The following is an 11,530-nucleotide window of genomic DNA, read 5'->3' as shown; positions in this document are numbered from 1 at the left end:
AATCCCCCTATACACGTTTTCCTGAAGCCTTTGCAAATAATCCCTCTGGCTTAACAAACAAAATTAACAATAAGAATGAGAAAGTTACAACATCCTTCAATCCTGATGACCATAATCCTTCAGTAAATGCCTCAAGAATACCAATTAAAAATGCTCCTGCAATAGCTGCGGGTGCGTTTGTTAATCCACCGATTACCGCTGCTACGAATGCTTTAATCCCTAACATCATCCCCATATCATAAGTAGCACCTGAAATTGGTGCAATAACCGTTCCTGCTAAAGCACCGACACCAGCACTTACGATTACTGCAAATAAGGACATTTTTTCCGGATTAATCCCCATTAGGCGTGCTGCAAATGGATTAACTACACATGCTGTAAGTGACTTTCCTACAAATGTGTAGTTGAAGAAATACATCATTAAAATTAAGATGACAACTGAGATACCTACAGCCCAAATATTTTGTGGCAACAATACAGCATCTAAAATTGAAATCGGTGTGTTATCTGTAAATGGAGGTAAAGTTTGTACCTGTGTACCCCAAATAAGAATCGCTAAACCACGTAGCGCAATTGATACACCAATCGTAATAATGATTAAGGTTGTAACCGATGATTTTCTTGCTGTATGAAGCGCTGTTCTTTCAAAAATCCCCCCGATTGCTGCAACAATGACAATACTAAGGATAATTGCTAACCATAGAGGTACATTCATATTAACAAGGGAAATACAAGTCAGTGCCCCTAACATAGCAAACTCACCTTGGGCAAAATTTAATATTCCGGTAACGTTATAAATGACCACGAAACCAACTGCTATAAGTGCGTATATAGCTCCAAGGGTTAACCCTGAAAACAGCAGTTGCATCATTTGAGATAGTACTTCCATTGGGATCCTCCTCCATCCAAAAAAATTTGAAAAATAATGAGCATTGGATGAAACTTCAATGCTCATTAATAACTTACATATTAATTTTCAAGAACCCATTCACCGCTTTGAATGCGAACCATTTCAAAGCTATCTGGAGCAAGACCCATGTGATTATCAGGTGTGATGTTAAAGATACCTGTAACACCGATGTACTCACCTAATTCGTTTTCAATGAAGTCACGAATAGCTGCACGGTCAGTACCTTTTGCTTCAATTGCTTTTACAGCGATATTGAAACCGTCTGCTGCATACGTACCGAATGTACTTGCTGGTTTGTTATACTTATCTGTGTATTGTTTGCTATAACTTAACAACACTTCTTTTTGTGGATTTGAATCTTCTAAACTGTCAGCAACAAGTAATTTACCAGTTGGTAGAATAACGTCATTTGCCGCATCTCCTGCAACTTCAATAAATTGTTCTGTTGCAATTCCGTGACTCGCTAAAATTGGCATTTCTAAAGCTAACTCACGGATATTTTTAATAACAACTGCTGATTCTTGCACTGTACCCCATACAATAATTGCATCAGGATTTTCTTTTTTCACACGTGTTAATAAAGGTTTTGCATCTTTAACTGTTGCTTCAAATTCATCTTCAATTACCGCTTCAATTCCGTATTCAGGTGCATATTTTTTAAACTCGTCATGTCCACCTGTACCATATGAGTTTGCTACATTTAGCCATGCAACTTTTGTTAGATTTTTTTCTTTTAAGTATTGTAGAATACGTTCTACTGCTAACTGATCATCTTGTGGCATTTTAAATACCCATTTACGAGCTTTTCCACTTTCATCAACATATACTTGTTTACTTGCTGCAAGTGAAATATATGGTGTCTCATATTGTTCTGCAAGTGGTAACATTGCAAGTGCGTTACCGCTTATTGTTCCACCAATTACAACTGTCGCTTCATCTTGAGTAAGCGCTTTTTTCATCGCTAAAATTGCTTGGTTTTGGTCTGATTTGTCATCATAAGTAATCAATTCAATTTGTTGACCATTAATGCCGCCAGCAGCATTCTTTTCTTCTACTAACATTTTAATAGTTTCTAATTCAGGCTCACCTAGTGCCGCAGCTCCCCCAGATGATGAGAAAATCCCTACAAGTTTGATTGGTTCCCCATCGCCGCTTGGTTCAGCAGTTGCTGCATCTTCTTTTGCTGGCTCTGTTGAGGTTTCTTTTGTTTCTGATGAATTGTCTGATGAACTACATGCTGCTAAAAATATCATTGTCATCAGAACAAAAAGAGATAAGAATACTTTTTTCACTAAAAACACCCCTTATTTCTCTAATTTTTGTTGTAAGCAAATATCTAGCCCCTTTTTCCAAATAATTGCTTACATTTTCTTGTTCCCCAATACAAAAATTAAAAACATATCTTATTTTTGCACTGAGCAACAAACTAGCACTAAAGTAGAAATATCGCACATTAATAACAATTAATTAATGATATTGTAGATATTTCATAATATATTGCTAGCTTATTTAGAAGATTAACATGTTTCACCAAATATTTTAAATACTTAAAAAATTCTTTTTGTATATATTATATATAAAAAAAGTATAAGACATTTATAATCGTTATAAAAAATACAGTTATATTAATCATAATTTATGCACTAGTCAACTACTTTTATCACCTTAAGAAACCAATAAATTCAACGTTCTAAATCGTAATGCAATGATTTAATTCACTGCATTACGATTAATTACAGAAAAAAAACTACAAACACTAAAATGTTATATACTAAAAATCTCCAATATATGTTATCATACAGAATAAATATGAAATTTTCTGAATACTGAATAAAAAAGATATAGATAAAGGAGGAGACTAGATGGATTTAAGACAATTGAAGTATTTCGTCACAATTGTAGAGGAAGGTCAAATTACAAAGGCAGCAAAGAAATTACATATGGCACAACCCCCCCTTAGTTATCAATTAAAGTTAATAGAATCAGAACTTGAGTGTCAGTTATTCGATCGAAATGGCCGTAATATGATACTTACTGAATCCGGTAGTATCCTATATAAAAAAGCAAAATCTTTATTATCTAATTTTGAAGAAACGATATTTGAAGTCAAAGAGGTAGGAAAAGGCATTAAAGGTCTACTTTCGATAGGCGTTGATCAAACTTGCCAATCATATATAACAGAAAAAATCGTCACTATGAGCAAACAGTATCCCGATTTACGCTTTAAATTAAATGAAGGTGATACATTTTCGTTAACAGAAAGCTTAGATAGAAAAGAAATTGATGTCGCTATAATTCAGCAACCTATAGAAGACGATCGATTCGATTCATTGTCGTTACCTAGCGAACAATATGTTTTAGTAACACCCGAAATATGGCAACTCGATGGACCAATTGAAATGAAAAGTTTAAAAGACGTTCCATTTTTATCCTTTTATCGTCATCGAAATTGTAATACGTTTAAAATTATTATTGATGAATTTAGAAGACATGGTTTCTCACCAAATATTATTTGTGATTGTATTGACCTTGCTATGATTGTTTCACTTATTAAAGAAGGCTTGGGGGTAACAATTTTACCGCGCAATAGTTTGGATAAGCTTAGTACAAAGGGAATTAAAATACTCGATTTTGTAGATTGCAATATTCAATCTAAGGCTACGATTATTTGGCCAAAGAATCGCTATCTATCAAAAAATGCCCGTAATTTTATTAGCATGTTTAACAAGGTGAAAACATCTGACCTAGATAAATTATTTGTTACTTTATAATTATCCCCTCTACCAATATGGGGCTCCAAAACTTAGCGGTAAAACATTTACATACGAGCCCCATTACTAATGCATTAAAAAAGCACCTATGAGATTTGTCCATCTACATAAGTGCACTACATTAATATTTATTTCTCACGATGAAAGTTTATCCTTTAAGATTACGCATTTCCTCGATTTGACGACGTTGTTCAGCTAAGGCTTGTTCAACTTGTAGTTTTTGTTCTGCTTCTTTTTCCTCTTTCACTCTCAAAGCTTCCGCAGCTTCATACTTTTTGTAACCAATCCGCGCAATCACAATACTTATTTCATATAAAATAAATAATGGGATAGCAATTAATAAATTGGATATCAAATCTGGAGGTGCAAGGAACACAGCTAGTACAAACAAAACAAAATATGAATACTTACGGAATTTCACCATAAGCTTTGGATTCAGAATTCCTAGTCGTGCTAAGAATAGTGTTACAACTGGTAATTGGAATAATAATCCAAAAGGAACAACAAGCTTAAATAAAAATGAAAAGTATTCATTAATACCTATTTCTTGCTCAATTTCAAGATTATTTGATAAGTTCATCATGAAGTTCAAAACATTTGGGAATAAAACAAAATAGCCAAATGCTAGTCCACCAATAAACAATAGAAATGAATAAGGGATATATTTTAATGTGGCTTTACGCTCTCTCTCGTGTAAGCCTGGTGTAATAAAAGCCCACAATTGATAAAGAATAATTGGTGAAGTTATAACCAATGCCACAACAAAAGTTACTTCTAAATAAACGGTAAGTGGGTCCGCTACATTAAAGGCATTTAATGTAATTTTATCAGCTTCACCTTGGTGTTGAATGTACTTAATAATTGGTTCAGCTAAATAAAAACTTCCAATTAGTGCGACTACTAGATAAGCTGCACATATAAATAGGCGCTTTCTTAATTCTTCTATATGTTCAATAACAGTGAGTTCTTTTGGATTCATTTTAATGAGACATCCCTAACTTACTTGTTTTCGTCTTTATGCTCAATAACTTTCTTAGTGTCATGATCATCATCATCCATTAATCCTTTAGTACCCTTTTTAAACTCACGAAGCGTTGAACCAAATGCCTTTCCAAGCTCTGGTAACTTTTTAGGCCCGAAGATTAATAATGCTACAATCCCGATGATAACTAGGCTCACTGGTCCAATTGCATTTAAATGCACAACCACGATAGCCACCTCCTCTATTATATGTACATTTTAACGCATCTTGTCGCATTTTGCTAATAGATAATGTGAACACTTTACGTCAGTCACTATTACGAATTAAATAGATTAATGCCTCTAGTTCAACCGACAAATCAATATTCATTAACTTCATTGATTCAGGCACATTTAATCTAACAGGTGTAAAGTTCAATATTCCTTTTGCGTTAATGGCAGCAAGTCGATCTGTCATCACTTGAGCAGACCTTGAAGACACGGTTAATATAGCAAGTTCTGCGTTATATTCATGGTACATTTCCTCTAATCGATCCGGATGGTAAACTGGAATTCCGTTCACTTCTGTACCTTCATGTGGTGCTTTAGAATCAAAAGCCACTACGATTCTTGTATTATGATTTTTTTGAAAATTGTACTTTAAAAAAGCATTACCAAGGTTCCCAACCCCAATTAAGGCGACATTAGCACCTTCATCTTGGTCAAGAGTTTGTCTAAAAAACTCTAGTAAATAAAGAACATCGTATCCGTATCCTTTTTTGCCAAGCGCTCCAAAATAGGAAAAGTCCCTCCGAATCGTAGCGGAATCTATTTTCATTGCTTCACTAAGTTCTTGCGAGGAAATTCTCCTTTTCCCTTCATTTGCGAAATTTTGCAAAAACCGATAATACAGAGGAAGTCTTTTTGTTGTAGCTTGTGGTATTTTCATTTCCTGTTTCAAACAATATCCCCCTAACAATATAACCAATACACTACCAATTTTATCATTTTTAAAAGGCTGAACCTTATTATATTAATAAAGAAATTTTTATAGAAATCGTTATCATCTTACTAAACATGTTGAAATAAGTAAAGTCTCCTCGTTGCGCACAATTACCCCATCCATTACACTAATGATAGTGAAACTGAGGTGTAAAAAATGATTGTATTACAAGTAAACCAATTATATAAATCTTTTGCGACAGATGAAATATTAAGTGGCGTTAAATTAGAAGTTCAACATCGTGATCGTGTTGCTTTAGTTGGGCGTAACGGTGCTGGGAAATCCACACTACTAAAAATTATTGCTGGTCAAATGTCCTATGATTCTGGCGAGATAATCATACCTAAGGATGTGAAACTAGGTTATTTAGAACAACATTCAGGGCTAGAGTCCACATTATCCATTTGGGGCGAAATGATGACAATTTTTGCTCCACTAAGAAATCAAGAAAAAAAATTACGTGAACTAGAACAAAAAATGGCCGATCCATCTGTATACGAAAATCCAGAAACTTATAATCGGATTATGGCAGAATATGATCAACTTCAGCATGATTTTAAAGATGCAGGTGGTTATCAATACGAAGCAGATACACGATCGGTATTACACGGAATGCAATTTTATCCTGAAGATTACGACAAACTGATTTCTTCTCTTTCGGGTGGGCAACGAACAAGACTCGCCCTTGCAAAGCTTTTATTAAGTAATCCAGATTTGCTTATTTTAGACGAGCCGACCAACCATTTAGATATCGAAACGTTAAGTTGGTTAGAGAATTATTTGAAGGGTTATGACGGAGCAATTCTAATCGTTTCCCATGACCGCTATTTTTTAGATCAAGTTGTTTCTATTGTATATGAAGTTAGTCGTCACCAAGTAACAAAATATGTTGGAAACTATAGTGCATATCTAGAAGAAAAAGCGAAAAATTATGAACGCGATTTAAAATTGTTTGAGCGAGAACAAGATGAAAAAGCAAAATTAGAAGCTTTTATCCAAAAAAACATTGCCCGTGCTTCCACTACTAAAATGGCCCAAAGTCGTCGAAAAGTGTTAGAACGAACACAATGGATGGACTCCCCAGATGGTGATGAACGTTCTGCAAATTTTGGTTTTACAATTGAACGCCAAAGTGGTAATGACGTCCTTTCTATAGATGACTTAACAATTGGCTATCAAGGTGAGACAATATCCAAAAATATTTCAATGCGTCTTTTCCGCGAAGATCGTATCGCGCTAGTAGGTCCAAATGGTGTTGGAAAGTCTACTCTGTTAAAAACAATTGTAAAAGACTTACCTATTTTACATGGTGATATTCGTTATGGAGCAAATATTCAAATTGGTTATTATGATCAAGAACAAGCAAAATTAACAGGTAACAAAACTGTTCTTCTTGAGTTGTGGGATGAATGGCCATTAATGACTGAAAAAGATATTCGTACAATTTTAGGACGATTCCTATTTAGTGGTGATGATGTTTCAAAACCTGTCCACTCATTGTCTGGTGGAGAAAAAGCAAGACTTGCATTAGCGAAATTAATGATGCAAAAGGCAAATTTACTAGTTCTAGATGAACCAACAAACCATTTAGACCTTGATAGTAAAGAAGTGTTGGAAAATGCATTAATTGATTATCCCGGAACTCTTCTATTTGTATCTCATGACCGTTATTTTATTAATCGAATAGCAACAAAGGTAGTTGAAATGTCTAGCGATGGTTCCTTTGAATATTTAGGTGACTATGATTATTACTTAGAGAAAAAGCAAGAACTACAAGAATTAGCAGAGATGAAAGCTCAAACAAAAGAAACTCAAGCTACAACACCGGTTAAAACTACATCTCAAATTGATAAAGATGTAAAAAAGCGAGAACGACAAATTCGACGGACAATTGAAGAACTTGAAAAAAATATGGCTACACTGTCAGAGCTAATTGCACAGATAGAAGAAAAATTATGTGACCCTGATATTTTCCGTGACCATGAAAAAGTGCTAGTCCTACAAAACGACCTAGATAATGCCAAGCTAGAGCATGATGAAAAAGAGTTACAATGGCTTGAATTAAATGAAGAACTAGAGAATATTAATTCTTAATGTGGGTATATATAATACCATGTACAACGAATGTGCATGGTATTTTATTATTTATGAATAATTTACATATATCTTGGTCAATAGACAAAATTCGATAAAATATACCCACAAATTTATTCACACCATAAAGTTAGTCATATCAACATATCAACAGACTTTTCCACATTATCCACAAGTAAAAAATTATTTATCCACATTCTTGTGTGCAAAAATCAACACTATATATAGGTTTATCACAAGTTACCCACAACTTATCCCCAAAATGTGAATAAGTACGAATGTTCGTCTTGACATTTTTATAAAATTACTATCAACCTGTGGATAAGTTTTCAGAAAAATTCCACAAAAGATAGAAAGATAAATAATCTAGAATTATTGGGGATAAGTGAGTGTGGATAAGTTTTTTCGACAAAAAAAGAGATGCCCTAATATAGGACATCTTAAAACAACTTGCTTTATTATTATTTTTCTTATTTCCAACTTTTTAATTCTTTCCCTGGCACTCCATTCATAGATAAATCTCCTCGTACCCCTGCTTCATACATATAAGCAGCAGCAGCACCAATCATTGCTGCATTATCAGTACATAATTTTAATGGAGGAACAGTAAATGGAATACCTTCTTCTAGAAATACCTGTTCTAAACTAGTTCGTAACCCTTTATTAGCAGAAACGCCACCTGCAGCAATAACTTGTTTTACATTAAATTCACGTGCAGCTTTCAACGTTTTTGTTGTCAATACTTCTACAACACTATCTTGAAAACCTTTCGCAACATGTGCTGGTACAATCTCTTCACCACGTTGATCCATATTATGTTTATAATTTATTACTGCTGATTTTAATCCACTAAAACTAAAGTCGTAACTTTCATCTAACCAAGCACGAGGAAAATCAACTGATTCTTCTGCTTCATGAGCTAAGCGATCAATATGCGGTCCTCCTGGATACGGCATATTGAGCACTCTTGCTACTTTATCATATGCCTCTCCTGCAGCATCATCCCGTGTTTCACCGACTACTTCAAAGCTCCCATGTTCCCTCATTAAAACCAATTCTGTATGACCACCAGAAACAACAAGAGCTAAAAGAGGAAACTCCATCGGTTGCACAAGTGCATTTGCATAAATATGGCCCGCAATATGATGTACCCCAATAATCGGCAAATTATGAACGAATGCAAAAGCCTTCGCTGCATTAATTCCTATTAGTAAGGCTCCCACTAACCCAGGTCCTTCCGTCACAGCAACTGCCGATATATCGGAAGGCTGCATATTTGCCTTCTCCAACGCTTCTTCAATTACAATGGTGATTTGTTCAACATGATGCCTCGAAGCTATTTCTGGAACAACACCACCAAATCGCTTTTGGCTTTCAATTTGAGACGCTACAACGTTTGATACGATTTCTGAACCGTTACGAATTAATGCTGCTGCGGTCTCATCACAACTTGTCTCAATTGCTAAAATAATTGTATCTTTCATTATAAATTCACCCACATGACAAGAGCATCCTCTTGATTATCTGTATAATATCCTTTTCGAATACCTCCATCTTGAAACCCAAGTTTTCGATAAAGGTTTTGTGCAATTATGTTCGATACGCGTACCTCTAAACTTAAAGACTCAACACCACGTTCTTTAGCAACCTTTATTGCCTCCCGCATCAATCCTTCACCAATGCCCTGCCCACGAGTAGACTCAACAACAGCTACATTGGTAATTTGAGCCGAATCAATGATCACCCACATACCACAAAATCCAATTATATACCCATCATCAGCTACTGCTACTATATAATGGGCATATGGATTTTCCCTCATTTCATAATGAAAGGAATCTAGTGTCCACGGGGTAGGAAAAGAAGCTAACTCAATTTTGTGAACTGCTTCCACATCGTCAGGGGTCATTTTTCGATAAAGTACCATCTTATTGATTTCCTTTCTTTTGTTCCTTGATCCATTCTGCTTCAGCTTGGGCAATACGATGATATTTCGGAACAAAAGAATGTACTTCTTCGATACTTGGTAAAGGCTCATTTTGCACAAGTTCAATTAGTTTCGAAGCTCTAGGTAAATAAAGAGATTTTGGTGCAAAATAAGCAAGTTCTCCTAAATACTCACTGATTTTATCTTGGAAGTTTTCTGCATCCAATCCAACAAACATTACAGGTTTATTCAATTCCTTTAGCTGCTGCAATAATTCTTCAATCGAAATATGTTGTTCTTTAATAACAGTTTCGAATAAATCAGGTTTATAGGCCGCAGCATAAACATTTTGTCTGCGTGCATCAAATAATGCGCAAATAAGACCATTAAATAATTGGCCATTGGCGGCTAACACTTTTAAGCTAGATACTCCAACAACAGGTTTTTTTAATGACCATGCAAGAGTTTTAGCAATGGTAACTCCTATACGAAGACCAGTATACGAACCAGGTCCTTCTGATACGGCGATGGCATCAATCTCTGCAGGTTTTATATTTACTTTTTTTAATAGTTCCTCAATCGTTGGCATAACTGTTACAGAATGCGTTAATTTTAAATTTTGCACAATTTCAATAAGTACTTGTCCATCTTTTACTACAGCAATAGATAGAGGTGCATTAGATGTTTCTATTCCTAACCAAATCATTTCAATAACTCCTCACACAATCCTTCATAATGAGCACCAATCGGTTTCAATACAATTTTTCTACTTTCCGCACCAGTGCGGAAAATTTCAATACCTAGCCGCTCTTCAGGTAAGTAATCTTCTATTAAGTGTGCCCATTCTACGACAGTAACAGCATCACCATAAAAGATTTCATCCCAACCAAGATCCTCGTCGCTGTCATCTAACCGATAAACGTCTAAATGATTGAAGAGTAACCTTCCTTCATATTGTTTCATAATTGTAAAAGTCGGACTATTTACCGTTCTTGTAATTCCAAGGCCTTTTGCAAACGCTTGAGTAAATGTCGTTTTCCCTGCACCAAGGTCGCCCTCAAGTGTAATAGTATCTTGAGCATCAACTAGTTGAGCTAATTTATTAGCTAATTTTTGAGTCTCTTCCAATGACATAATTTCTATTTCATATTCCATAAACATTTATCCTCTCACAATTACATTACCATTAGTTTACCTAAACAATCATAAATGTTCAAAGTGTATTACCTAAATGAATGAATAAAAGCACATCTCAATCATTCTGCTTGCGCTTGATTAAATGATTGTGACGTGCAATTATTCAATAGTTTTAAAATAATAATAACTTTTACGAGGTAACTACATAGAGTAAATGATTGAAAGATTATAGAGAAATAAAATTAATAATTAATACAATTAATGCTGCAACACCAATAAATAATAATGTAAATAAATTTCTACGATAGCGCTTACGATTCTTCATAAAACCACCTCTTAGAAAAAGCTGTTACTATCATTATTATTATGAAAATTTTTATTTATGTGACTTTACTTTTGACTAGATTTGCAATCATACAAACGTATTAAAAAACACCACTAAAATTTAGTGGTGTTTTTTTGCCTAGCAACGTCCTACTCTCACAGGGGGAAGCCCCCAACTACCATCGGCGCTAAAGAGCTTAACTTCCGTGTTCGGTATGGGAACGGGTGTGACCTCTTTGCCATTATCACTAGACCACATATTTAGTTGAAAGATGCTTATTCTCTCAAAACTGGATAAAGACATTGACATACAAACTTCAAGCTAAAATTGGTTAAGTCCTCGATCGATTAGTATTCGTCAGCTCCATGTGTCACCACACTTCCACCTCGAACCTATCTACCTC

The 11,530-nt window shown here is 34.8% G+C and carries 11 protein-coding genes and 1 rRNA gene; 2 read left to right on the top strand and 10 right to left on the bottom strand.

Annotated elements, in window-relative coordinates; all coding sequences use genetic code 11:
- Nucleotides 1–7: 7 nt before the first annotated feature.
- Both CRO00_RS04005 and CRO00_RS04000 read right to left on the bottom strand, forming a co-directional pair.
- Nucleotides 8–889 (bottom strand): branched-chain amino acid ABC transporter permease, encoded by an 882-nt coding sequence (locus CRO00_RS04005; protein ID WP_097072383.1) that lies wholly within the window; start codon nt 887–889, stop codon nt 8–10.
- Nucleotides 890–969: 80 nt separating this feature from the next.
- Nucleotides 970–2,202, bottom strand: a complete 1,233-nt coding sequence (locus CRO00_RS04000; protein WP_097072382.1) for an ABC transporter substrate-binding protein — start codon at nt 2,200–2,202, stop codon at nt 970–972.
- Between the two features lie 570 nt (nt 2,203–2,772).
- Between CRO00_RS04000 and CRO00_RS03995 the strand changes: the two genes are divergently transcribed.
- Nucleotides 2,773–3,681: a LysR family transcriptional regulator gene (locus CRO00_RS03995; protein WP_097072381.1), complete on the top strand. Its 909-nt coding sequence runs from the start codon at nt 2,773–2,775 to the stop codon at nt 3,679–3,681.
- A gap of 148 nt (nt 3,682–3,829) precedes the next feature.
- Here the strand turns inward: CRO00_RS03995 and tatC are convergent, their stop codons facing one another.
- The 3 genes from tatC to CRO00_RS03980 all read right to left on the bottom strand — a co-directional run bounded on the left by tatC (nt 3,830) and on the right by CRO00_RS03980 (nt 5,602).
- Nucleotides 3,830–4,660, bottom strand: a complete 831-nt coding sequence (gene tatC / locus CRO00_RS03990) for a twin-arginine translocase subunit TatC (RefSeq protein ID WP_097072380.1) — start codon at nt 4,658–4,660, stop codon at nt 3,830–3,832.
- 20 nt (nt 4,661–4,680) lie between these two features.
- The gene (locus CRO00_RS03985; RefSeq protein WP_097072379.1) at nt 4,681–4,890 is read right to left on the bottom strand and encodes a twin-arginine translocase TatA/TatE family subunit; all 210 of its coding nucleotides are present in this window, start codon (nt 4,888–4,890) and stop codon (nt 4,681–4,683) included.
- Nucleotides 4,891–4,969: 79 nt separating this feature from the next.
- Nucleotides 4,970–5,602, bottom strand: a complete 633-nt coding sequence (locus CRO00_RS03980; protein WP_097072378.1) for a redox-sensing transcriptional repressor Rex — start codon at nt 5,600–5,602, stop codon at nt 4,970–4,972.
- Nucleotides 5,603–5,800: 198 nt separating this feature from the next.
- On the opposite strand from CRO00_RS03980, the gene CRO00_RS03975 reads away from it, so the two are divergent.
- Nucleotides 5,801–7,738 (top strand): ABC-F family ATP-binding cassette domain-containing protein, encoded by a 1,938-nt coding sequence (locus tag CRO00_RS03975; protein ID WP_097072377.1) that lies wholly within the window; start codon nt 5,801–5,803, stop codon nt 7,736–7,738.
- A gap of 470 nt (nt 7,739–8,208) precedes the next feature.
- On the opposite strand, the gene tsaD is transcribed toward CRO00_RS03975, so the two are convergent.
- The 5 genes from tsaD to rrf all read right to left on the bottom strand — a co-directional run bounded on the left by tsaD (nt 8,209) and on the right by rrf (nt 11,379).
- Complete coding sequence (tsaD, locus tag CRO00_RS03970; protein ID WP_097072376.1) at nt 8,209–9,222, bottom strand: tRNA (adenosine(37)-N6)-threonylcarbamoyltransferase complex transferase subunit TsaD; 1,014 nt, start codon at nt 9,220–9,222, stop codon at nt 8,209–8,211.
- Nucleotides 9,222–9,665, bottom strand: coding sequence for a ribosomal protein S18-alanine N-acetyltransferase (gene rimI / locus CRO00_RS03965; protein ID WP_097072375.1), 444 nt, complete (start codon nt 9,663–9,665; stop codon nt 9,222–9,224). The genes tsaD and rimI overlap by 1 nt, the downstream gene beginning before the upstream one ends.
- A 1-nt stretch (nt 9,666) precedes the next feature.
- Entirely contained in the window at nt 9,667–10,371 is a 705-nt protein-coding gene (gene tsaB / locus CRO00_RS03960; protein WP_097072374.1) for a tRNA (adenosine(37)-N6)-threonylcarbamoyltransferase complex dimerization subunit type 1 TsaB, read from the bottom strand.
- On the bottom strand, nt 10,368–10,820 hold the full coding sequence (gene tsaE, locus CRO00_RS03955; protein WP_097072373.1) for a tRNA (adenosine(37)-N6)-threonylcarbamoyltransferase complex ATPase subunit type 1 TsaE: 453 nt from the start codon (nt 10,818–10,820) through the stop codon (nt 10,368–10,370). The genes tsaB and tsaE overlap by 4 nt, the downstream gene beginning before the upstream one ends.
- Nucleotides 10,821–11,263: 443 nt before the next feature.
- A 5S ribosomal RNA gene (rrf, locus tag CRO00_RS03950) occupies nt 11,264–11,379 on the bottom strand.
- Nucleotides 11,380–11,530: the final 151 nt, after the last annotated feature.

This window comes from Ureibacillus xyleni (assembly GCF_900217795.1).
Classification (GTDB): domain Bacteria; phylum Bacillota; class Bacilli; order Bacillales_A; family Planococcaceae; genus Ureibacillus; species Ureibacillus xyleni.
This window is presented reverse-complemented; position numbering and strand designations above follow the sequence as displayed.